The sequence below is a fragment of the Mesorhizobium sp. GW821-FHT04C10 genome (assembly GCF_059420305.1).
On sequence record NZ_JBWKTL010000001.1, the window covers coordinates 3132576 to 3153827 of the forward strand.

Sequence of the window (21252 nt, forward strand, 5' to 3'; positions counted from 1 at the left end):
TGTCAATTTAGGTTCTCGTCACGCGTTCGAAACGCAGTGGTCGCGTGGCGCTTCTCTCTCTTATTCTTGCCAATTGGCAAATGCATGCTATATCTCTGCCAATAGCAGGGTGAGCAACATGCAGCTTCAGTCGATCGTCATAACGCCGGCCACGGTCGGCAGCGCCATCTCGGATGAGGAGGCGGGCGCCCTGGCGCGCACCACGGTCAATTTGTTCAAGGCGTGGGGCCTTACCGACCTCGAGGCCTGCATCCTGCTCGGCGGCATGTCGGCACGGACCTGGGCTCGCTGGAAGGAGGGCGGCATCGGGCGGATCGACCGCGACCTGCGCACCCGCATGGCGCATCTGATGGGCATCCACAAGGGCCTGCGCTATCTCTTCACCGAGCCGGCGCGCGGCTATGCCTGGATCCGCAAGCCCAATGCCACGTTCGGCGGCCAGTCGGCGCTCGACCTGATGCTGCGCGGCGAAATCTCCGACCTTGCCGCCATGCGCGAATGGCTCGATGCGGAGCGTGGTGCATGGTGAGTGGGCTTGGCGTCCGGCGCCGCGTCCACTGGCCCCAGACTTTTCGCATCATCCGCTCCATCCATCCGCCGATCGACCTGTTCGAGGACATTGCCGATCCGCGCGACTGGGAAGCGCTGGCTTCCGTCGAGGAGAAGACCAATCCGCGCATCAGGTTTGAGATCGGCGACCTCGGCAAGGTGGCGGCGGCAAGGCGGGTGTCCGGCCCCGGCGCCAGCTTCGTCATGGCGCCCTTCGTGCATTGTTCGACACTGCGGCCCGGGCGCTTCTCGGATGGCAGCTACGGCCTCTATTATGCCGGCGACAGCGAGGATGTGGCGCTGGCCGAAACCATCCACCACCACCAGAATTTCATGCGCGCCACCAAGGAGGATCCGGGCTGGACGGCTGACTTTCGCGTGCTGATCGGCAGCGTCGACCGCGACCTCGACGATGTCAACGCCGTGCCCGGCGTGCTCGACCCAGACGACTACACCGCCTCGCAGGCGGAAGGGCAGGCGCTGCGGGCGCAAGGCAGCGACGGGCTGGTGTGGAACAGCGTGCGCATGCCCGGGGGCCAATGCATCGGCATCTTCTGGCCCGACGTCATCCCTGTCCCGGTGCAAGGCCGGCATTACAGCTACCACTGGGACGGTGCGCGCGTCGACTTCGTGCGCCAGCACGATACCGGCAAGGTGCTGGCGGTCACCTGACCGATGGCGGCGCGTTCGCCGCGGAGGCCGGCGCCCGGCGGGCCATTTCCGGTTTCGTGCCCTGGCCGGAGATCAAGATGCTGTGATTGCCGTAAATAATGGCATGGATTTCCTGCCATATCGCCTCCGCCCGATCTATATATCGGTTGAGATCGATGCGAGGTGAAGATGGACCGCGACATCATATTGAAGGCGCTGGCGCATCCGGTTCGACGCGATGTCCTGGCGTGGCTGAAGGAGCCTGAAAAGCACTTCACCGCGCAGGAGCATCCGCTCGAAATGGGCGTCTGCGCCAGCCAGTTCGAACGTTGCGGCCTGGCGCAGTCCACCGTGTCGGCGCATCTGGCGACGCTTGCGTCGGCCGGCCTCGTTACCACGCGGCGGGTCGGCCAATGGGTGTTCTACAAGCGCAACGAAGAAACCATCGCCGCCTTTCAGGCCGCCTTGTCCGATCTCTGACGATCCTCCCCGCTTCCTCCCCCCGAATGCATGAAAGGCATTTCTCATGGCTACTCTTTTTGATCCCCTGCGGGTCGGCGACCTGGCGCTGGCGAACCGCATCGTCATGGCGCCGCTGACGCGCAATCGCTCGCCCAATGCGGTGCCCGGCGACCTGTCGGTGACCTATTACAGCCAGCGCGCCACGGCCGGGCTGATCGTGACGGAGGCCACCGCCATCAGCCATCAGGGCCAGGGCTACGCCAACGTGCCCGGCCTCTATGGCGCGGATCAGCTGGCCGGCTGGAAGCGCGTCACCGACGCCGTTCACAGGGGCGGCGGCAAGATCGTGGTCCAGCTCTGGCATGTCGGACGCATCTCGCACACCGCGTTGCAGCCCGGCGGCGGCAAGCCGGTGGCGCCGTCCGCGATCAGGGCAAACTCCAAGACTTTCCTGGTCAAGCCCGATGGCATCGGCGAGTTCGTCGAGACCTCCGAGCCGCGCGCGCTCGATGCGGCCGAACTCCCCGGCATCGTCGATGATTTTCGCCGCGCCGCCAAGGCGGCGATCGAGGTGGCGGGTTTCGACGGCGTCGAGATCCATGGCGCCAATGGCTATCTCATCGACCAGTTCCTGCGCTCCGGCACCAACCATCGCACCGATGATTATGGCGGCTCCATCGAGAACCGGACGCGCTTCCTGTTCGAGGTGGTCGACGCGGTAACGGGTGCTGTCGGTGCCGGCAGGACCGGGATCAGGCTGTCGCCGGTGACGCCCGCCAACGACACTTCGGATGCCGATCCGCAGCCGCTTTTCAACCACGCGGTGGCAGGCCTGGGCGGCCGCGGCCTGGCCTATGTCCATATCGTCGAAGGCGCGACCGGCGGCGCTCGCGATTTCAGCCAGGGCGACAAGCCGTTCGACTACGCAGAACTCAAGGCCAGCTATCGCAAGGCCGGCGGCACGGGCGCCTGGCTGGTGAACAATGGCTACGACAAGGAACTGGCCGAAAAGGCTGTCGCCGACGGCTATGCCGACCTTGTCGCGTTCGGCAAGCTGTTCATCGCCAATCCCGACCTCGTCAGCCGGCTGAAGCGCAATGCCGACCTGAACACCCCGGACAAGGCGACGTTCTATGGCGGTGATGCCAAGGGCTATACGGACTATCCGACGGCGGCCTGAGCCGTCGCCTGCCCACAAGAGAAGAGCAGCCCGCTCCCCATGGGGGCGGGCAATCGCATATGAGACTTCCCGAAGGTTTGCCCGGCACGTACCCCCACCCCTAACCCCTCCCCACAAGGGGGAGGGAGACTAGAGCGGTTCAGCGTTTCACGGAATCGCAGAACCGCTCTAACTATTTGTTTTTACGCAATTCCGGACGGAAAACCGTTTCACACTTTTCCTGGAATTGCTCTAGCGCCGGCGCTGAACTCGGCAAACTGTAGAAGTTTCGACGCCAAAGCGTAGCGCGCGGCAGCGTTCCCTCCCCCTTGTGGGGAGGGTTAGGGTGGGGGTCCTCTTCGTGAAAACTCATATGCAATAGCCCTGCCATGGGGCCGGCAGCCTCGCTGATCCGCGGCCGGATTGACATTCGGCCGGGACGACGTACAGACGCGATGCAAGGCAACGCTATTTTCGGATTGATATAACGTCTGCCGGTTCGAGGGCAGAGGTTCGCGAGATGGCGCCAGCAAGAAAACCCGTGGTGATGATCTATGCGGCCGGCAGCCTGCGTCATGTGCTGCCATCACTGGTCTCGGCTTACCAGGCGATGACTGGCGTGACGGCCGAGACGCGGCTTGGCCCGGCCGGCCTGCTGCGCGAGCGTATCGAGGCGGGGGAGCGGCCCGATATCTTTCTCTCGGCAAGCTTTGCCCATCCGGCTCGTCTCGCCGAACTGAAGCTGGCGCGGCCGGCCGTGGTCTTTGCCCGCAACACGATGGCCGCCGCCGTGCGCCGCGATGCCGGCATCACCACCCAGAATCTTGTCGACCGGCTGCTCGATCCGGCGATCGGCATTGCCACCTCGACGCCGCTGAAAGATCCTTCCGGCGACTATGCCTGGGCGATTTTCCACCGCATCGACCAGGCGCGGCCCGGCGGCTTCGCGCTGCTCGACGCCAAGGCGCAGAAGCTCGTTGGCGGCTCTGAAACGGCGAATATTCCCGGGCGCTACGACCCGATCGCGGCAGCACTCGCCGCCGGCACCGCCCATGTCTTCCTCGGCTATCGCACCGGCCTGAAAGGGTTGGCGCAGGAGACCGAGGGCGTCGATATCGTGGACATTCCGGCGGCGGTGAATGTCGTGCCGGAATACGGGCTGGCGACGCTGGAGGGCTGCTCGCCGGCGGGGCAGGCGCTGGCACTGTTTATTCTCTCATCGGTCGGGCAGGGGATCTTGCGGGATTTCGGGTTTCTGCCGGTGGCGCTGCCGCAGGGGCTGTGACGCGGCCTCTCTTCCTTCTCCCCTTGTGGGAGAAGGTGGCCTCGCGAAGCGAGGTCGGATGAGGGGTGCTCCAGGGAACACCAACGCCTCACTCCGCTGGAACACCCCTCAACCGTCTCGGCGCTGCGCGCCGATCCACCTTCTCCCACAAGGGGAGAAGGGAAGGCGCGCGATCGCCAGCCGAGATGAGCTTGCCGCGCTCAGCACCACGCTATATGCATGCGAACACATCGAATGCCCATCGAGAGGTCCCCCATGACTCTGCGCCTTGCCCGCGTGCTGGCCCTTGCCCTGATATCGTCGCTGCTGGCGCTGGCGCCTGCGATGGCCCGCACCATCACCGACCAGCTCAACCGCACGGTGACCGTGCCGGACAAGGTCGAGCGCATCGTCGTGCTGCAGCACCAGACGCTCGACATCCTGGTCGAACTTGGCGCCGCCGACAAAATCGTCGGCGTGCTGCGCACCTGGCCGAAGCTCATTCCCGGGCTCGACAAATACGCACCGCAGCTCACCGGCCTGCCGATGCCCGGCGATCTCTCGACGGCCAATGTCGAGGAAGTGCTGAAGCTGAAGCCCGATGTCGTCTTTGTCACCAATTATGCGCCGCCGGCGATGATCGAGCAGTTGTCGCAGGCCGGGCTGCCGGTGGTGGCGATCTCGCTGTCGAAAGGCGAAGGCGTCGAGGCGCCGAAACTCAATCCGACATTCGCCGATGACGATTTCGCCTATGCGGAAGGCCTGAAGATCGGCGTTCAATTGATCGGTGACATCGTCGGCAAGCGCGAGCGGGCCGATCAGCTGCTCGACTATGCCTTTGCCCAGCGCAAGCAGGTGGAAGACCGCGTCGCCTCGATCCCGGATGCCGAGCGGGTGAAGCTCTACATGGCCAACCCGGACATGAACACCTATGGCTCGGGCAAATACACCGGCGTCATCATGAAGCGCTCCGGCGGCGTCAATGTCGCTTCCGGCGTGCGCGGCGCCACCAAGGTGTCGATGGAGGATGTGCTGGCCTGGAATCCGCAAGTGATCTTCGTGCAGGATCGCTACGCGCCGGTGGCCGACGAGATCAGGGCAGGCGCTGCCTGGCAGCATGTCGACGCGGTCGAGAACAAACGCATCTACATCACGCCCGAATACGTGAAGCCCTGGGGCTATCCGCTGCCCGAAGCACTGGCGCTCGGTGAATTGTGGATGGCGAAGAAGCTTTATCCCGAGCGCTTCGCCGACATCGACATGCAGGAGCGGGCTGACGCGTATTATCAGCAGTTTTATGGGCAGGCTTATAGCGGGCCGAATTGAGAGCGAGTGGCGAGGCCAATCGTGACTGTCGCGCTGCCCCTCATTGCCCTGCCGGGCATTTCTCCCCGTATAGTGACGGGGAGAAAGACGCCCTTGTCCATGGCTTTGCCAATCACTTTCGTTGAAGGAAGGGCGCCGGCGACGGCACAGCTTCTTTCGCCCCGTTTACGGGGAGAAATGCCCGGCAGGGCAATGAGGGGCAGCGCAAACGATACACAAGGGATGCACTCCCGTACTACCAGCGGCGTGAGGCATTAATCCGTGTCCGCGCCCGAACCCCGCAAGCGCGCCCGCGGCCTCGCAGCCATCCTGCTCATCGCGCTGCCCGTCATCCTCTTTCTCCTCTCCTTCCTGCTCGGCCGCTACCCCGTCGAACCCGTCACCGTCATCAAGGTCATATCAGCGCAATTCCTGCCGATCGCGCAGGACTGGCCGCCGGTGGTCGGTTCCGTGGTGCTCGATGTCCGGCTGCCGCGCGTGCTGGCCGCCATGGTCGTCGGCGGCGGGCTGGCGATTGCCGGCGCCTGTTATCAGGGCGTGTTCCGCAACCCGCTGGTGTCACCTTTCACGCTTGGCGTTTCGGCCGGCGCCGGCTTTGGCGCGGCGGTGGCGATCCTGCTTTTCGGCGAGCGCTATGCGACGCAGGCCTGCGCCTTCGCCTTCGGTCTGCTGGCGGTGGCGATGTGCTTTGCCATGAACCGCTTCTTCCGGCTGAACTCGACCATCGCGCTGGTGCTGGGCGGCGTCATTGTCGGCTCGCTGTTCACGGCACTTCTGTCGCTGCTCAAATATGTCGCCGACCCCAACTCCAAACTGCCGGTCATCGAATTCTGGCTGCTCGGCTCGCTGTCTTCCGTGTCGACATCAGATCTCGTGCCGGTGCTGGTCGTGACCATTCCCTGCGTGCTCGGCCTGCTCGCCTTGCGCTGGCGGCTGAACCTGCTGGCAATGGGCGACGAACAGGCCCGCATCATGGGCGTCGAGGTCAACAGGCTGCGGCTGGCGATGATCCTGCTGTCGACGCTGATCGCGGCGTCCGCCGTGTCGATCAGCGGCATCATCGGCTGGGTCGGGCTGGTCATTCCGCATTTCGCCCGCATCCTGGTCGGGCCGGATTTCCGCCGCCTGCTGCCGGCGACCCTGTCGCTCGGCGCCTGCTATCTGCTCATCATCGACGATCTCGCCCGCACGGTGACGGCGGCCGAGGTGCCGCTCGGCATCCTCACCGCGCTGATCGGCGCGCCGGTGTTCATGCTGCTGCTCGGGCGCGGCAGGCTGGGCTGGGCATGATGGGCCAGCCATGATGAGCTTGCCATGATCCTGGCCGCCGACGCTCTCGGCTTCTCCTATCCCGGCCGCGTCAGTCCGGTGTTTTCCGGCATCAGCCTCGATATCGCGGCGGGCGAGGTGGTCTGCGTGCTCGGCCCCAACGGCGTCGGCAAGTCGACGCTGCTGCGCTGCCTGGCTGGGTTGTCCGCCCCGAGCACCGGCTCGGTGCTACTCGAAGGCCAGCCAATCGCATCGCTGTCGCGCGCGGCCATTGCGCGGCTGTTGGCGCTGGTGCCGCAAAGCTATGAGACGGTGTTCGCCTTCTCTGTGCGCACCGTGGTCGAGATGGGACGGGCGCCGCATCTTAGCCTGTTCGACGCGCCGGGCGACGAGGCTGCCCGGATGACACGCGAGGCGCTGACGACGCTCGGCATTGCCCATCTCATCGACGCCGCCTACAGCGAGATCAGCGGCGGCGAGCGCCAGCTGGTGCAGATCGCCCGCGTGCTGGTGCAGGCACCGAAGCTGATGATCCTCGACGAGCCGACCGCGCATCTCGACTTCGCCAACCAGGCGCGCTTCCTGGCGCTGATGCGCCGGCTGGCGGCCAGTGGCCTTGCCGTCATCTTCACCTCTCACGCGCCCGACCACGCCTACGCCCTGGCCGATCGCACGCTGGTGATGTCGCCCAGGCATCCGCCGGTGCTCGGCCCGACAGGGGAGATCCTCACCGAGTCGGTTTTGTCAGGCGCGTATGGTGTGCCGATCCGGCTGATCCGCGCGGGCGGCCACGTCGCCTGCGTGGCCGAGGTGGAGCCGGGTTGAGCGGATTTCTTTGGGCGGTGACTTGCGGCGATCAAGAATTTGCCTGATCAAGTCGGCATCGTGCCCTGTCGCATTTGGCCAAGGAAGCGCGGTTGACCCTTGTGACGAGGAAGGGAGCAATGGCGGACAACCTCGTTGGCGACTGGAAAGTCCGCCGCACCATGATCGATTTCCTGGCCGGCGCGGCCTACCGCTTCGCCGGCGACGCCGTGGTCACGGCCGATGCCTTCACCGAGCATGGAACCATGCGGATCGGATCCCAAGAAATGCCGGCAAGCCGGCGTTACCGGCTCGAGCCGGGCGAGCGCTCGGTGCGCATCCTTCATGCCGACGGCCGCGACTTCATCGAGCTTGGGCCGGAGGCGGCGCAGACCGTCCGCCATCTCTGCGGCGCCGATCTCTATGTCGGGCGATTCTTCTTTCGCGGGCGGGACGAATGGGTAGAGGTCTGGCGGGTCAAAGGACCGCGCAAGAATTATGCGAGCCTCGGGCGGTTCTTTCGCATCGACAACACCGGTCCATAGTCCTCAGGCCAGCGCCGCCGCCAGCAGTTTCGCCTGCGGCGTCAGCTGGTCGAAGCCGCGGGCGCAGAGATTGAGCTGGCGCGTCGCCCAGTCGTCGGTCAGCCGCAGGCTGCGTAGCCGGCGGGCCGAACGGCGCGCCGCGCTTTCCGGCACGATGGCGATGCCGGCGCCTTGCGCGACGAGCCGGCAGACATTGTCGAGGCCGGGCACGCGGATGCGGATGTGCAGGTGGCCGCCAAGACGGGCGGCCTGGCGGGTGATGTGCTCCTGCAGGGCATGACCGAGGCTGAGGCCGACAAAGGATTCGCCCAGGATGTCGGCGAGGTTGACGGCATGCAAGCCGGAGAGCCCCGGCCAGTCGCGCGCGACGATCACCACCAGCCGGTCGATGAAGAACGGTTTCTGTTCGAGATGCGAAAGCCCGGCCCATGTCGCGGCGATGCCGAGATCGGCCGCACCGCTGGCCACCGCCTCGGCGATCTCATGGCTGGGGCGTTCGTCGAGATCGACGTCGATGCCGGGATGCGCCACCAGGAAGGCCGGCAGGATATCGCGCAGCAGCTCGGCCGTGGCGGCGGTGTTGGCCATCAGCCGCACGCGTGCGCGCAGGCCGCCGGCATAAGCGCCGAGGTCGCCGGCCATCGCCTCGATCTGGTTCTGAACGGCGCGCGCATGATGCAGCAGCGCGTGGCCGGCGGCGGTCGGCACCACGCCGCGGCGGCGGCGCTCCAGCAGCGGCGCGCCGAGCCGCTCCTCCATGCCCTTGATGCGGGCACTGGCCGAGGCCAGCGCCAGCCCGGCGAGTTCGGCGCCATGGGTGATGCTGCCGCGCTCGGCAACCAGCAGGAACAGCCGGAGATCGGTGAGGTCGAAGCGCATCTTTTTGTTTCCTGCAGGGCATGAGGCGCCGGTCCTAAGCCTTCGTCCTGGGCGAAGGCTGGCAGCGCAACTTCCACATTGTGCGCGGTCCATGTGTCAGTCAAATCATTCACCATGGAGATGTGCGATGAGTGACAGGACCTTAGGCCGGCAAGGCATCCTTGAAAGCGCGGCGATCGTGCTGGCGGTTGCCGTTGCCTCGCTTGCCGTGGCGCAGGCGCAGTCTGGTTTGCGGGGATGCACGCCATCAGCCGCCAGCCGCGATGCCGCGCCAAGACCCGGTCCTGATGCCGACGCGACGGACATGCTGCTGCATGACTGATCCCGTGGAGAAGGTGCGGTCGTGCTGAGCGCCGGCGTCATCGCGTGGATCGGCGCCGTCTTTCTCGCCGCCGGCTTCGTCAAGGGCGTCGTCGGCATGGGGCTGCCGACCGTGGCTATGGGGCTGCTGGCGGTGACGATGCCGCCGGCCGAGGCCGCCGCCCTGCTGTTGATCCCGTCGCTGGTCACCAATCTCTGGCAGTTGTTCACCGGCCCTTCCTTCGGCGGGCTCATCAGGCGGCTGTGGACGATGATGGCTGGCATCATGCTTGGCACCGTCGCCGGGGCAGGGGTGCTCAGCGGCGCGCATTCGGGCGCGGCCTCGGCAGGGCTTGGCGCGGCCTTGGTGCTCTATGCCCTGCTCGGCCTGTTCAAGTCTGGCGTCACCACGCCGGCGCGCCACGAGGCCTTGATGTCACCGCTGGTCGGCGTGGCGACAGGGCTGGTCACCGGCGCCACCGGCGTCTTCGTCATTCCGGCGGTGCCCTATCTGCAATCGCTGCGGCTGGAGAAGGAAGACCTGATCCAGGCGCTCGGCCTGTCCTTCACCATATCGACGGTTGCGCTGGCCATCGGCCTGCTCCGGACAGGCGCCCTGGCGTCGCCGGCGGCGCAACTGACGGGGTCGGTCCTGACGCTGGCGCCGGCGCTGGCCGGCATGTTCATCGGCCAGGCACTGCGCCGGACAATGAGCGTCGAGACGTTTCGCACGGTGTTCCTGATCGGCCTGCTGGTGCTGGGAGCGTATCTTGCGGGGGAGGCGCTGTGGTGAGCGCTAGCCGGAAATCGCTTGTGCGCCCTCGATGAGTTGGCTGGCGATCTCCGGAACCTTGTCCTGTACGAGGTCGGTGACGGGCACGACGACGACCAGACTGCCCAGGATGCGCTTTTCCGAGTTGAAAATCGGCGCGGCGATGCCGGCGTTTCGGCTGTCGACCTCGCCTGCCGAGAAGGAATAGCCCTGTTGGCGGATGGCCTTCAGTGTCTTGCGGAAACTTGCCCAGTCATTGCCGAGGCCGGCGGCGGCAATCTCGGCCGCATTGGCCAGCATCAGGCTGCGCAGCCGGTGGTCGGGCAAATGCGCCAGGATCGCCTTGCCGGCGGCGCCACGCAACAGTGGCATCGGCCTGCCGCGATCGTAGCTGGTCAGCACGGTGCGGTCGGGCCAGGCCTGGGCGATGCAGACGACGTTCTTGCCATAATAGGCGCAGACCATGAGGTTGCCCTTCAGCCGGGTGATCATCTCGTCCATCACGTCGCCGGCGCGGTGCAGCAGCGGGTCGTTGAGGCGGATCTGGCGGTCGAGCTGGATGATGCGGGCGCCCAGTGTAAAGCCGCGCTGTATATCGGGCGCGATCAGGCCGGCGGAGCTCAGCGTCTTCAGGTAGCGATAGGCGGTCGGCACCGAACAGTTCAGCTCGGCGGCGATTTCCTCCACGGTCAATGCCGTGCGGTCGCCGTCAAACAGGTCGAAAATGGCGACCATGCGCGTAAGGCTGTCCATGCGAAGACCGAACTCCTGTCTGGCAATCGTGACAGTGTATGAAAGCACCGCCGCGAAGCGTCAACCATGCGGGCTAAAGCGCGTCGTGTCGAAACGGATTCATACGCCGCCCTTCAGGTCCTTGTTTTCATGCATGCCGCGATCCCAAAACCGAGGTCACTTTTGGGGGGCATGCATCAGTGGATGTGCATGCCGCCGTTGATGTCGATTGCGCTGCCGGTGATGTAGCCGGACAAAGGCGAGGCGAGAAACAGGCAGACATCGGCGACATCCTGCGGCGCGCCGAAGCGGCCGAGTGGAATACCCTCGATGAAGCGCCGCTGCGTCGGTTCGTCGAATGCTGTGGCGTTCATCTGGGTGATGATGATGCCGGGGTTGACGCAGTTGACCCTGATATTGCGGGGGCCAAGTTCGCGCGCCATGCTCTTGGCCAGCGCCAGAACGCCGCCTTTCGAGGCCGCGTAGTGCGGGCCGCCGAGCAGCCCGCCGCCGCGCTGTGCGGCGATCGACGCCAGGCAGATGATGGCGCCGCCATCCTCCATCGCGGGGATCGCCGCCTGTGCCATGTTCAGCATGCCGCGCAGATTGATGTCGAGCGTCGCCTCCCAATCCTCGTCCGAAATATCGAGCAGCTTGCGCGCCTGGGCGATGCCGGCATTGTTGACGATCATGTCGAGCCGGCCGAACAGGGTCTTGGCCTGGCCGACGATGTCACGCAGCGCCGCCTTGTCGCGAACATCGGCCGCCATGCCGATGGCGCGGGGCAGACCCTTGGCGGGCACCTCGGCGGAGATGGATGCGGCCGCCTGTTCGCAGTCGCCCTGATCGAGGTCGACGATCACGACATGGGCGCCGGAGGCGGCGAATGTCCGTGCCACCGCGAAGCCGATGCCGGCCGGATGCGCCGCGCCGGTGACGATTGCTACTTTTCCGTCGAGCATTTTATCTCCTGTAATTTATCATATTACGATAATTCCTTGAATTATGCGCTGTCAAGCGCGGGCATGCCGGCGTCGTGAAGGTCCGCGAATTGCTGCCAATTTGATTCTGATGAACTAAATAACTCACTGAAATATATAATTTCCTGTGAGCGCCGGTGAGCGCCTGTCCCTCCGGTCGCAAAGGCGAGCATTGGCGGGCTTTCATGGTGCCGCTTGACAATCGAAAAAATTATGAATTATCGTAATGTGAGAATTAATTGAAATTCTTGCAACCGGGAGGAAACCTGATGAGCGACAAGGAACTGAACATGCTTGCGACCCTGCATGCGCTGGAGGACGGCGTGGGGCGCCGCACCTTCATGAAGCTGATGGGGGCCGCCGGCATTTCGCTGGCGATGACGCCGGCGGTGACGCGCATGGCGCAAGCCGCCACCGTCATTCGCGGCAAGATAGCCAACCAGGTGTCCACGCCGTCCAACGACTACTGGTCGGTGTGGACGCGCGCCTTTGGCGCGGCGGCGGAGTCGCTCGGCCTCGAAAAGCAGGAGCTGTTCCACCAGAACGACACCGCCCGCCAGCTGTCGCAGGTACGCAGCCTGCCGGCGAGTTCCGCCAAGATGCTGATCGGCTGCGTCGAGCCGGCCGGCTCGCTGCCGACGGTGGCGAAATTCTGCCAGGACAATTCCATCCACTACGTGCCGAGCTGGGAATCGCCGGCCTGGTTCACGCCGCCCGATATCGGCGATTTCTACGTCTCCTTTGTCACGCCGAACTCGGTCGAGGGCGCCTATGAGGTGGCCAAGGCATTGTTCCAGAGCGTCGGCGGCGAGGGCAAGATCGTCCACATAGCGGGTCTGGCGACGCCGACCGATTCCTACCGCACGGCGGGCCTGATGCAGGCGGCGGCCGAATTTCCCGGCATCAAGATCGTCGGCGGGTTGCATGCCGACTGGGACCGCGAGCAGGCGCGCAAGGTGATGCTGTCCATGGTCACCGCGCATCCCGACATGAAGGGTGTGTTCGCACAGAACGACAATATGGCGCTGGGCGTGCTCTCGGTGCTGCGTGAGCGCAATCTGAAGAACGTCAAGGTGTCGGGCGTCGACGGCCTGCCGGAAGGCCTGCGCGAAGTGGCCAAGGGCGAGCAGATGGTCGCCACCCACACCTCGCTGCCGCCCTATGGCGCGGGCTTCACGGCCGTGCTTGCCTTCGACGCGCTGAATGGCTGGAAGCCGACGCTGGGCGAACGGCTGCTGTTCACCGGCTCGGCCTTGGCCACGGCCGAGAATTCGGGGCGCATCGAGAAGGCGATCTATGGCGAAGGCTCCAAGCCGTTCGACTGGGCGCTGATGAGCCGTACGCTCAACCCCGAGACCTGGGACCCGCAGAACAAGATCACGGCCATCGAGCCCGAGACCTATTGGGGTCCGTTCCCGGACGGCAAGGAGCGCCTCAACGCTGCCTATGCCGGCGCCAGGGACAAGGGCGAGTTCTCCAAGGTCGATGCGCTCTATGCCGCGCATTACAAGACCGGGCCGGTCAAGGCCTGATCGACGCCGAGATTGAAGCCAGTCATGAACACGTTTGTTCCGGCACTCGCGCTGCGCGGTGTCAGCAAGCACTATGGCCAGGTCGCGGCACTGCGCGCCGTCGACCTGACCCTGGCGCGGCACAGCGTGCTGGGGCTGGTCGGCGAGAACGGCGCCGGCAAGTCGACGCTGATCTCGATCATCAACGGAACCGTCCTCCCGACGGACGGCGAACTCAGGGTCAACGGCGCCATCGTTGTCCCGGGTTCGCCGTTGGCCGCCGCGCGTGCGGGCATCGCCACCGTGTTCCAGGAGCAGGGGCTGATCGCCAATCTGCGCGTCTACGAAAACATGCTGCTTGGGCGCGAGCGAGGTTTCGCGCGGGCGGGTGTCCTGGGTAGTGCCGCGATGTCGGCACTTGCCCGGGACGTCCTTGCCGATCTGGGCATCGCCATCGACCCGATGGCGGTGACCGGCGATCTCGCCTTCGGCGAGCGGCAATTGGTGGAGATCGCCAAGGCCTTCGCGCTTGGCCGCATCTATCCGGTGGAGCCGATCGTGCTGCTCGACGAACCGACCAGCGCGCTATCGGAAAAGGAAACGCAGATCCTGTTCAACTCCATCCGGCGTTGGCGCGACAAGGCCTCGATCATCCTGGTGTCGCACCGGCTGTCGGATGTGTTCGCCGTCTGCGACCATGTCACGGCGCTGAAGGACGGTGCGGTGAATGGCCACTGGCGGGTGGCCGAGGCGACGCCCGACATGCTGCATGAGGCGATTGTCGGTCGTCCGCGTTCGGCCGGTTACTACAAGGAGGCCGAGCAGCGTGAGGATCTTGGCGAGATCGTGCTGGATGTCCGCGCGCTCAACGTGTCCGGACAGCTTCACAATGTCTCGTTGTCGGTGCAGGCGGGCGAGATCGTCGGCATCGCCGGCGTGCTCGGCTCCGGCAAGACGGTGCTGGGCAATGCCATCACCGGCGCCATACGGCCGGCGAGCGGCGAGATCACGGTGGGGGCCAAGCGGCTGAGGCCAGGCTCCCGGGCCGATGCGCTATCGGCCGATGTCGGCTTCGTGCCGGCCGAACGCAATGTCGCCGGCGTCATCGGCATGCATTCGATCGAGTGGAACCTGACATTGCCGTCGATCCGCTCGTTCCGCATCGGCAGATGGCCGGTGCTTTCGGGACGCCGCCAGGCCGAAGTCACCGACAGCTGGATCGAAAGGCTCCGCGTGCGCACGCCCGGACGTGCCGTGCAGATCCGCAATCTGTCGGGCGGCAATGCGCAGAAGGTGGTGTTCGCCAAATGGCTGGCGCGCGGCATCAAGGTGTTCGTGCTCGACGATCCCGGCCGCGGCCTCGATGTCGGCGCCAAGGAAGAGATCTATATCCTGCTGCGCGAACTCGCCAAGCAAGGCGTTGCCATCGTGCTGATCTCCGACAATCTGCCGGAGATCATCGGCCTGTCCAACCGCATCATCACGCTGAGATCGGGTTCGATCTCGGCCGAGATCAACGCGCCCGCGCATGACAAGCCGGCCGAGACGGCCGTCGTGCCGCACATGGTGTGAACCAGATGGAAGCCAAAGTGTCCCAACCCACAATAGCGGCAGCACCGCCGGCATGGCGCCAATGGATCGCCAGGAATGCAATCGCGCTCTATCCGGTGCTGGTCATCCTGGCGCTGGTGATCTTCTTTGCCGTGCAGAATCCCAACTTCGCCACTTTCGACAATGCGGTGAATATCGGCCGCCAGTCCTCGGTGCTGCTCCTGGTGGCGCTGGCCGGAACCATGGTGATCATGATCGGCTCGATCGACCTTTCGGTCGGCTCGATCGTGACGCTGTCCGGCATTGTCGCCGCACTCACAATCGACGCCGCAGGCCCGGTGGTGGCGATCGCGGCCGGCATCGGCACCGGCGTTGTCGTCGGGCTGATCAATGGCGTGACGCTGATCTCGCTGAAAGTGCCGTCGTTCCTGGTCACGCTCGGCATGCTGTCGATCCTGTCGGGCATCGCCAACATGATCTGCGGTGGCTCGTCGATCATGTTCATGGACCTCAGCCTTACCGACTTCGTCAATTCGGAGCTCATCCCCGGCCTGCCGACCATCATCCTGGTGGCGCTGTGCAGCGCGGCGGCCCTTGCCTTCATCGCCTTCAAGACGGTGCTCGGGCGCTATCTCTTCGCCATTGGCGGCGGCGAGATGGTGGCCGCCAATTCCGGAGTGCCGGTCAACCGCTACAAGGTCTATGCCTTCATGCTGTCGGGGGCGCTGTGCGGCATGGCGGGCGTGCTGCTCACCGCCCAGGTCGGCGCCGGCACCCCGGCCGCGGGCGCCAACATGCTGCTCGATTCCATCGCGGCAATCGTCATGGGCGGCACCGCGCTGTCGGGCGGCATTGGCGGGCCGCAACGCACCATCCTGGGCGTGCTGGTCATCGCCATCCTGTCCAACGGCATGGATGTCACCGAGGTCAGCAGCTTCACGCAGGAGATCGTCAAGGGCCTCGTCATCATCCTGGCGGTGGCCTCGACCATCGACCGCAAGAAATACCCCTTCATCAAGTGATCCAACGCACCAAGATACAGGAGCAGCCATGAGCGCCAAGCTTGTCCCCGTCGTCACCCGCAAGGACCAGGAGCATGCCGGCACCGGCCAGTCAGACGGCGCGGTGCGCATTTCGGGTGTCAGTCCGCAGCATACGCCGGCGACGAAGATCTGGTTCGGCAAGGTGTCGAACAAGCCGGGCTACCGTTCCGTGCCGCACCATCACGGCGAAGCCGAGACCGGCGGCTATGTGCTGCAGGGCAAGGGCCGCATCTATTTCGGCGACGACTATGCCGAATATCTCGACATGGACGAAGGCGACTTCGTCTTCGTGCCGCCGCACATGCCGCATGTCGAGGTCAATATGAGCACGACCGAGGACCTGGTCTGGCTCACCACGCGCACGCCCGACAATATCGTGGTCAACCTGACCGACGTCGACGACGCCACCCTGGTTGGCTATAGGCGCGCCTGACAAACCCCTCGGGAGGAAATGATGACCGACATCCGTCTCTACATGCTCGATACCGGCATCCTCAAATGCAAGTATCACGACATCTATCTGAACCAGGGCGGCGACGCCGATTTCGAAATCCCGGTGCCGTTCTATTTCATCACCCATCCAAAGGGGAACGTGATCATCGACGGCGGCACGCCGGTGGAATGCGCCACCGACGCCAAGGGCCATTGGGGCAAGGTGGCGGAGTTCTTCACTCCCGTGCTGACGCCCGAGCAGGGCTGCGTGGCGCAGATCGAGAAGCTCGGCTTCTCCGTCGACAGCGTCAAGCATGTCGTGCTTTCGCACCTGCATCTCGACCATGTCGGCGCCGTCGGCCGCTTCCCAAACGCCACCCACGTCGTGCAGCGCATCGAGTATGAATATGCCTTCACGCCGGACTGGTTCGCGGTGCTTGCCTATGTGCGCAAGGATTTCGACAGGCCCGACCTGAAATGGCTGATCCTCGAGGACGCCTGGGGCGATTTCTACGACCTCTATGGCGACGGCTCGATCATCCTGATCCGCTCGCCCGGCCACACGATCGGGCACCAGTCGATCCTGGTGCGGACCTCCAATGGCCAGTCGGTTCTGCTGGCTGTCGATGCCGCCGACACGCTCGACCATTGGGAGGAGCGCGCGCTGCCCGGCGCGTTGCATTCGACCATCGATTCCGTGCGCTCGGTGAAGAAACTGCGCGCCGTGCAGGCCAAGACCGGTGCGCTGGTGGTGGCCGGTCATGACGGGCCGCAATGGGCGACGCTGAAGAAGGCGCCCGACTTCTACTGACAGGCTTTGCAGGGCGGGCCGGACGGCCCGTCCGATATCGAGGACATGACATGAAGCTTCTGCGTTTTGGCCCGGCCGGCCAGGAAAAACCGGCACTGCTCGACGGGCAGGGCCGGTTGCGCGACCTTTCCGGCGTCATCGACGACATTGCCGGCGATGCGCTGGGCGACGATGCGCTGGCACGGCTCGGCGCGATCGAGCCGGCGACGCTGCCTCTGGTGGAGGGTAATCCCCGCATCGGCGCCTGCGTCGGCAAGGTCGGCAAGATGATCTGCGTCGGGCTGAACTATGCCGATCATGCCAGGGAGACCGGCAAGGAACCGCCGGCCGAGCCGATCCTGTTCATGAAGGCGACGACGGCGCTGTGCGGTCCCGATGACGACATCGAGATTCCGAGAGGTTCGCAGAAAACCGACTGGGAAGTCGAACTCGGGGTCGTCATCGGCAAGCGGGCAAAATATGTCGATGAGGCCGAGGCGCTCGGCCATGTCGCCGGCTATTGCGTGGTCAACGATGTGTCAGAGCGCGCCTTCCAGTCGGAACGCGGCGGCCAGTGGACCAAGGGCAAAAGCCACGACACGTTCGGTCCGATCGGCCCGTGGCTGGTGACGCGCGACGAGATCGCCGATCCGCAGGCGATCGATCTGTGGCTGGAGGTGGACGGTATAAGCCGGCAGAACGGCTCGACCAAAACCATGATCTTCGGCGTCGCCCATCTCGTCAGCTATATCAGCCAGTTCATGACGCTGGAGCCCGGCGACATCATCGCCACCGGCACGCCGCCCGGCGTCGGGCTCGGGCAGAAGCCGCCGCTGTTCCTGAAGGTCGGCCAGACCATGCGGCTCGGCGTCGCCGGGCTGGGCATCCAGACGCAGCGCACCATCGCGGCGCGGGCTTGACCCGCGCCATCCCTTTTGACGCAATCCCGGTGGGAAAACCGCCTTACACCTTTCCGGGAACTGCCTCGCCCGACACCAGGAAAACACAGATGAGAAGTCTTGAAGGTCGCGTCGCCATCGTTACCGGCGCCAGCCGTGGGCAAGGGGAAGCGGAGGCGCGGCTGCTGGCGCAAGCCGGCGCCGCCGTGCTGGTCTGTGACGTGCTGCGGGCGGAAGGCGAAGCGCTGGTGCAATCGCTCGAGGCCGATGGTCACGAGGCGCGGTTCCTGGCACTTGACGTGTCCAGCAAGGACGCCTGGGCCGATGCCATCGCGGCGGTGCGCGGCTGGAAGGGCCGGCTCGACGTTCTGATCAACAATGCCGGGATCATCAACCGCAAGTCGCTCAACGACACGCCGCTGGAGGCATGGGAACGGCTGATCGGCATCAATCTCACCGGCACGTTCCTCGGCATCCAGGCGGCGGCACCGCTGATGCGCGAAAGCGGCGGCGGCAGCATCGTCAACATCTCGTCGAACAGCGCCTTCTCGGGCCATTACGACCCGGCCTATACGGCGAGCAAATGGGGCGTACGCGGCCTGACCCGCACGGCGGCGATGGAATATGTCGGCTGGGGCATCCGCGTGAACAGCGTCTGCCCAGGCCTCATCGTCACCGGGCTCAACGCCGACGCGCCGCATCTGAAGCCGATGATCGAGCTGACGCCGATGAAGCGCAGCGGCACGCCGGAAGAGGTGGCAAGGCTGGTGCTGTTCCTGGCCAGCGAGGAGTCCAGCTTCATCACCGGCGAGGATTTTCTCATCGACGGCGGCTTCACCTCGGGCGCCGCCTACAGGCGCGTCGCGGTGGAAAGCGGGCTCTACGAAAGCTGAACCGCGGCGCGCCGGCGGGCTGGTTCATATCCCAGCCGGCAATCGATCGAACGACCGGCGCCCTATCGAACCACCAGCACCGGGATTGCGGTGTAGGACAGCACTTCCGCCGTCTGGCTGCCCAGAAGCAGCTTGCCCAGTCCGCGGCGGCCATGCGAGGCCATCACGATCAGGTCGCAGCCCAGCGCCTGCGACAGTTCCAGGATCGCCTCGGCGGGCCTTTTGTCCTCGACATGGACCACCTCGGCGGACACGCCCGCCGCATCGGCCGAAGCCTTGCACTTGGCCAGAACCTCCTTGCCGTATTTGCGCGATTCTTCCTGGTAGACGGCCAGTTCGTCGCCGGCGGCATAGCCGGCCATGGCGCCGCCCCAGGCGAAGATCGGGAATTGTTCCGAGACGGTGACGAAGGTGACGGCGGCGCCGATGCCCTTGGCCAATGTGAGGCCATGGGCGACGCCCTTGTCCGCCAGTTCCGATCCGTCGGTGGCGATGAGCAGATGTTTGTACATGGTGATCTGACCTGTTGTGCAAGGGCCGATGCCCTTGGGGTGGCGGGAGCCTTGGAGCGGCTTACCCTGATATAGTTGCGCGGTGGGCCTCCTCACAGGGCCAGCTTTATGTGGATCAGGGCCAGGCGAGGAGGGTGGGACCTGAAACCAGCGTCAGGCCGGTCCGATGCAGCCTGCCATTGGCGATGCGGTCGCCTTTTTGCAAACAATGCCGGTCGCAAGCAATTGGCCGCCGGGCATGCCCGGCGGCCAATTGTGAAACCGTATGATCCCGTTCCAGGCTTAGAGCAATTCCAGGAAAAGTGTGTAACGGTTTTCCGTCCGGAATTGCGTAAAAACAAATAGTTAGAGCGGTTCTGCGATTCCGCCAAACGCTGAACCGCTCTAGAACGGCGTCGCCGGCAGCTCCTGGGTGCCTTCGAGCTTCACGGCCTGGAGTTCGTTCGCGTCATAGCCAAGGGCCCGCAGGATGGTGGGCGCCACCTGTGTCGTCTGCACCAGGGCTGGCACCGACCTCGGCTTGAGCGAAGGACCGCTGATGAGGAGCGCCACGTTGCGATCGTTCGCATTGGCGCCACCATGCTCGGCAATCTTCGAACCGGATGTGTAGACCACACCCGGATTGACCGTGGCTATGAAGTCCGGCGTACGGCTGTCGGTCGCCGGGTCCTGATAGGCGAGAGCCAGCGCATTCGGCGGTTGGATCTGGGCGATGCCTTCAGCCTTGCCCGATTTCTCGAGATAATCCTGCGCCGCCGCGAGGTTCTTCACCCTGTCTTGCGGCTTGAGCCAGATCAGCGCGGCGTCGTCGGCGATGTGGAAGGCGTAGCCCGGTGTCTTCGTGTACGGATCATCGTCCAGTGGCTGGAACGTCGCCGGGTCGATAGGCGACTGGCCATGCTTCGAGGCCAGTATGATCAGGGTCGAGTCGGCGAGATGATTGCCCTTGAGTGCGGCCATCAGTTCGCCGAGGGCGCCGTCGACATAGGCGAGCTGCCCCGCAAGACCATTGCCCGGCGCGCCGCTGGCATCCACATAGCCACCGACCAGACCGGCCTCGTCGCCAGGACCGGCCTTGGGAAGCTTCTGTCCCACGCTCACCGCCTGGAAATTCATGCCGAAAAGCGCGGGAACCGCAACATGATGCGCGCCGGTGCTGTCGAGGCCCTTGATTTCGTTGATCACCGCCTGGACCCGCGCTTCGTCGAAGTCACGTTCGGCCTTGAAGCTGCCCGTCGTCTTGACCTTCGTGCCGGGGATCAGGCTGTCCTGTTCCAACGCGTAGAGGTCGTCGACGCCTTTGCCAGAAGGTCCGTTCAGCCATTCGTAGGCCGGGTGCTTGTCGGACCAGGCCGTGCGGCCGCCATGCGCTTTCACGATCTCGAAGACGTTGTTGACCCGCACGAAATCATGCGGATAGACCACCGAGCACTTGCCTTTGATCAGCGTCATCGGCAACTTTGCCGGGTCGATCTGGCTGCGGAAATCGCCCGGCTTGCCGCCACCATCAAGGCGCGTCGAATCGACGTCGATGTTCTCGGCGAAGGCCACCTCGGCACCCGGCTCGCCCTTGCAATCCGAGGCCGGCGCGAAATAGGTGCGGTCGTAGCTGTCGTCGTAGAACACGCCCGTCGATTTGGGCGTGCCGCCGGTCACCTGTGCGACAAAGCCAGGGAACGAGTCTGACGGGGCGCTGGTCAGCGCGTTGGGATAGAAAATCCCCGTATGGGCGAGCGCGGCGAACGAGCTTGCCGGATTTGCGGCGACATAGTTTGACAGGTCGAGCGCATGAAGCCCGTCGACGCTGATAAGCAACACGTGCTTGTAGGGTGCGGCGACGGCGCTGGAAGCAGACAGCGCGCCAGCGAACGCCGCCGTCAGCGTGCCCGCCGCCAGCGCCAGAGATAGCGTTTTCATTGAAGTGTCCCT

23 protein-coding genes are annotated in these 21252 nt (G+C 64.9%); 18 read left to right on the top strand and 5 right to left on the bottom strand.

The window, feature by feature from the left end; genetic code table 11:
• Positions 1–118 precede the first annotated feature (118 nt).
• From AC07UC_RS15080 to AC07UC_RS15120, 9 genes are all read left to right on the top strand, one after another.
• A complete protein-coding gene (locus AC07UC_RS15080; protein ID WP_202326579.1) occupies positions 119–529 on the top strand; it encodes an MbcA/ParS/Xre antitoxin family protein in 411 nt (136 codons plus the stop codon).
• Positions 523–1221 carry an RES family NAD+ phosphorylase gene (locus AC07UC_RS15085; RefSeq protein WP_494906560.1) on the top strand — a complete coding sequence of 233 codons (699 nt, stop codon included), beginning with the start codon at positions 523–525 and terminating at the stop codon, positions 1219–1221. The genes AC07UC_RS15080 and AC07UC_RS15085 overlap by 7 nt, the downstream gene beginning before the upstream one ends.
• Before the next feature lie 168 nt (positions 1222–1389).
• Positions 1390–1680 (top strand): ArsR/SmtB family transcription factor, encoded by a 291-nt coding sequence (locus AC07UC_RS15090; protein ID WP_140774151.1) that lies wholly within the window; start codon positions 1390–1392, stop codon positions 1678–1680.
• A gap of 46 nt (positions 1681–1726) precedes the next feature.
• Positions 1727–2842 (top strand): alkene reductase, encoded by a 1116-nt coding sequence (locus AC07UC_RS15095; protein ID WP_494906561.1) that lies wholly within the window; start codon positions 1727–1729, stop codon positions 2840–2842.
• A 499-nt stretch (positions 2843–3341) separates the two neighbouring features.
• Positions 3342–4106 (top strand): substrate-binding domain-containing protein, encoded by a 765-nt coding sequence (locus AC07UC_RS15100; protein WP_494906562.1) that lies wholly within the window; start codon positions 3342–3344, stop codon positions 4104–4106.
• 255 nt (positions 4107–4361) lie between these two features.
• A complete protein-coding gene (locus tag AC07UC_RS15105; RefSeq protein ID WP_494906563.1) occupies positions 4362–5411 on the top strand; it encodes an ABC transporter substrate-binding protein in 1050 nt (349 codons plus the stop codon).
• 261 nt (positions 5412–5672) lie between these two features.
• Positions 5673–6701 carry a FecCD family ABC transporter permease gene (locus AC07UC_RS15110; protein ID WP_494906564.1) on the top strand — a complete coding sequence of 343 codons (1029 nt, stop codon included), beginning with the start codon at positions 5673–5675 and terminating at the stop codon, positions 6699–6701.
• A 24-nt stretch (positions 6702–6725) separates the two neighbouring features.
• The gene (locus AC07UC_RS15115; protein WP_494906565.1) at positions 6726–7505 is read left to right on the top strand and encodes an ABC transporter ATP-binding protein; all 780 of its coding nucleotides are present in this window, start codon (positions 6726–6728) and stop codon (positions 7503–7505) included.
• Between the two features lie 119 nt (positions 7506–7624).
• A complete protein-coding gene (locus AC07UC_RS15120) occupies positions 7625–8029 on the top strand; it encodes a DUF6314 family protein (RefSeq protein WP_140774144.1) in 405 nt (134 codons plus the stop codon).
• Positions 8030–8032: 3 nt separating this feature from the next.
• Here AC07UC_RS15120 and AC07UC_RS15125 read toward each other — a convergent pair whose 3' ends face one another.
• Positions 8033–8908: a LysR substrate-binding domain-containing protein gene (locus AC07UC_RS15125; RefSeq protein WP_494906566.1), complete on the bottom strand. Its 876-nt coding sequence runs from the start codon at positions 8906–8908 to the stop codon at positions 8033–8035.
• Positions 8909–9035: 127 nt separating this feature from the next.
• Here AC07UC_RS15125 and AC07UC_RS15130 point away from each other — a divergent pair, with 127 nt between their 5' ends.
• Together AC07UC_RS15130 and AC07UC_RS15135 are read left to right on the top strand one after the other, a co-directional pair.
• Positions 9036–9230 carry a hypothetical protein gene (locus tag AC07UC_RS15130; RefSeq protein WP_494906567.1) on the top strand — a complete coding sequence of 65 codons (195 nt, stop codon included), beginning with the start codon at positions 9036–9038 and terminating at the stop codon, positions 9228–9230.
• Between the two features lie 21 nt (positions 9231–9251).
• The gene (locus tag AC07UC_RS15135; protein WP_494906568.1) at positions 9252–10001 is read left to right on the top strand and encodes a sulfite exporter TauE/SafE family protein; all 750 of its coding nucleotides are present in this window, start codon (positions 9252–9254) and stop codon (positions 9999–10001) included.
• 3 nt (positions 10002–10004) lie between these two features.
• Here AC07UC_RS15135 and AC07UC_RS15140 read toward each other — a convergent pair whose 3' ends face one another.
• Positions 10005–10733: an IclR family transcriptional regulator gene (locus AC07UC_RS15140; protein WP_202326589.1), complete on the bottom strand. Its 729-nt coding sequence runs from the start codon at positions 10731–10733 to the stop codon at positions 10005–10007.
• A 176-nt stretch (positions 10734–10909) separates the two neighbouring features.
• Positions 10910–11674 (bottom strand): SDR family NAD(P)-dependent oxidoreductase, encoded by a 765-nt coding sequence (locus tag AC07UC_RS15145; RefSeq protein WP_494906569.1) that lies wholly within the window; start codon positions 11672–11674, stop codon positions 10910–10912.
• A gap of 287 nt (positions 11675–11961) precedes the next feature.
• On the opposite strand from AC07UC_RS15145, the gene AC07UC_RS15150 reads away from it, so the two are divergent.
• The 7 genes from AC07UC_RS15150 (at position 11962) to AC07UC_RS15180 (ending at position 18811) form a co-directional block, all read left to right on the top strand.
• Entirely contained in the window at positions 11962–13224 is a 1263-nt protein-coding gene (locus AC07UC_RS15150) for a sugar ABC transporter substrate-binding protein (RefSeq protein WP_494906570.1), read from the top strand.
• Between the two features lie 24 nt (positions 13225–13248).
• On the top strand, positions 13249–14775 hold the full coding sequence (locus AC07UC_RS15155; protein WP_494906571.1) for a sugar ABC transporter ATP-binding protein: 1527 nt from the start codon (positions 13249–13251) through the stop codon (positions 14773–14775).
• A 17-nt stretch (positions 14776–14792) separates the two neighbouring features.
• Entirely contained in the window at positions 14793–15776 is a 984-nt protein-coding gene (locus AC07UC_RS15160; RefSeq protein WP_494906572.1) for an ABC transporter permease, read from the top strand.
• A gap of 28 nt (positions 15777–15804) precedes the next feature.
• A complete protein-coding gene (locus AC07UC_RS15165) occupies positions 15805–16230 on the top strand; it encodes a cupin domain-containing protein (protein ID WP_494906573.1) in 426 nt (141 codons plus the stop codon).
• 21 nt (positions 16231–16251) lie between these two features.
• A complete protein-coding gene (gene attM, locus AC07UC_RS15170) occupies positions 16252–17040 on the top strand; it encodes an AttM family quorum-quenching N-acyl homoserine lactonase (protein WP_494906574.1) in 789 nt (262 codons plus the stop codon).
• Positions 17041–17090: 50 nt separating this feature from the next.
• Positions 17091–17939 carry a fumarylacetoacetate hydrolase family protein gene (locus AC07UC_RS15175; RefSeq protein WP_202326596.1) on the top strand — a complete coding sequence of 283 codons (849 nt, stop codon included), beginning with the start codon at positions 17091–17093 and terminating at the stop codon, positions 17937–17939.
• Between the two features lie 89 nt (positions 17940–18028).
• On the top strand, positions 18029–18811 hold the full coding sequence (locus tag AC07UC_RS15180) for an SDR family NAD(P)-dependent oxidoreductase (RefSeq protein ID WP_494906575.1): 783 nt from the start codon (positions 18029–18031) through the stop codon (positions 18809–18811).
• A gap of 62 nt (positions 18812–18873) precedes the next feature.
• Here AC07UC_RS15180 and AC07UC_RS15185 read toward each other — a convergent pair whose 3' ends face one another.
• Together AC07UC_RS15185 and AC07UC_RS15190 are read right to left on the bottom strand one after the other, a co-directional pair.
• Positions 18874–19323, bottom strand: coding sequence for a universal stress protein (locus tag AC07UC_RS15185; RefSeq protein ID WP_140774137.1), 450 nt, complete (start codon positions 19321–19323; stop codon positions 18874–18876).
• A gap of 384 nt (positions 19324–19707) precedes the next feature.
• Positions 19708–21240 (bottom strand): alkaline phosphatase family protein, encoded by a 1533-nt coding sequence (locus AC07UC_RS15190; protein ID WP_494906576.1) that lies wholly within the window; start codon positions 21238–21240, stop codon positions 19708–19710.
• Positions 21241–21252: the final 12 nt, after the last annotated feature.

Excerpts from the sequence above, each read along its gene's own strand:
- AC07UC_RS15080 (WP_202326579.1), top strand. The coding sequence starts at position 119 with ATGCAGCTTCAGTCGATCGTCATAACGCCGGCCACGGTCGGCAGCGCC.
- AC07UC_RS15085 (WP_494906560.1), top strand. The coding sequence starts at position 523 with ATGGTGAGTGGGCTTGGCGTCCGGCGCCGCGTCCACTGGCCCCAGACT.
- AC07UC_RS15090 (WP_140774151.1), top strand. The coding sequence starts at position 1,390 with ATGGACCGCGACATCATATTGAAGGCGCTGGCGCATCCGGTTCGACGC.
- AC07UC_RS15095 (WP_494906561.1), top strand. The coding sequence starts at position 1,727 with ATGGCTACTCTTTTTGATCCCCTGCGGGTCGGCGACCTGGCGCTGGCG.
- AC07UC_RS15100 (WP_494906562.1), top strand. The coding sequence starts at position 3,342 with ATGGCGCCAGCAAGAAAACCCGTGGTGATGATCTATGCGGCCGGCAGC.
- AC07UC_RS15105 (WP_494906563.1), top strand. The coding sequence starts at position 4,362 with ATGACTCTGCGCCTTGCCCGCGTGCTGGCCCTTGCCCTGATATCGTCG.
- AC07UC_RS15115 (WP_494906565.1), top strand. The coding sequence starts at position 6,726 with ATGATCCTGGCCGCCGACGCTCTCGGCTTCTCCTATCCCGGCCGCGTC.
- AC07UC_RS15120 (WP_140774144.1), top strand. The coding sequence starts at position 7,625 with ATGGCGGACAACCTCGTTGGCGACTGGAAAGTCCGCCGCACCATGATC.
- AC07UC_RS15125 (WP_494906566.1), bottom strand. The coding sequence starts at position 8,908 with ATGCGCTTCGACCTCACCGATCTCCGGCTGTTCCTGCTGGTTGCCGAG.
- AC07UC_RS15130 (WP_494906567.1), top strand. The coding sequence starts at position 9,036 with ATGAGTGACAGGACCTTAGGCCGGCAAGGCATCCTTGAAAGCGCGGCG.
- AC07UC_RS15140 (WP_202326589.1), bottom strand. The coding sequence starts at position 10,733 with ATGGACAGCCTTACGCGCATGGTCGCCATTTTCGACCTGTTTGACGGC.
- AC07UC_RS15145 (WP_494906569.1), bottom strand. The coding sequence starts at position 11,674 with ATGCTCGACGGAAAAGTAGCAATCGTCACCGGCGCGGCGCATCCGGCC.
- AC07UC_RS15150 (WP_494906570.1), top strand. The coding sequence starts at position 11,962 with ATGAGCGACAAGGAACTGAACATGCTTGCGACCCTGCATGCGCTGGAG.
- AC07UC_RS15155 (WP_494906571.1), top strand. The coding sequence starts at position 13,249 with ATGAACACGTTTGTTCCGGCACTCGCGCTGCGCGGTGTCAGCAAGCAC.
- AC07UC_RS15165 (WP_494906573.1), top strand. The coding sequence starts at position 15,805 with ATGAGCGCCAAGCTTGTCCCCGTCGTCACCCGCAAGGACCAGGAGCAT.
- attM (WP_494906574.1), top strand. The coding sequence starts at position 16,252 with ATGACCGACATCCGTCTCTACATGCTCGATACCGGCATCCTCAAATGC.
- AC07UC_RS15175 (WP_202326596.1), top strand. The coding sequence starts at position 17,091 with ATGAAGCTTCTGCGTTTTGGCCCGGCCGGCCAGGAAAAACCGGCACTG.
- AC07UC_RS15180 (WP_494906575.1), top strand. The coding sequence starts at position 18,029 with ATGAGAAGTCTTGAAGGTCGCGTCGCCATCGTTACCGGCGCCAGCCGT.
- AC07UC_RS15185 (WP_140774137.1), bottom strand. The coding sequence starts at position 19,323 with ATGTACAAACATCTGCTCATCGCCACCGACGGATCGGAACTGGCGGAC.
- AC07UC_RS15190 (WP_494906576.1), bottom strand. The coding sequence starts at position 21,240 with ATGAAAACGCTATCTCTGGCGCTGGCGGCGGGCACGCTGACGGCGGCG.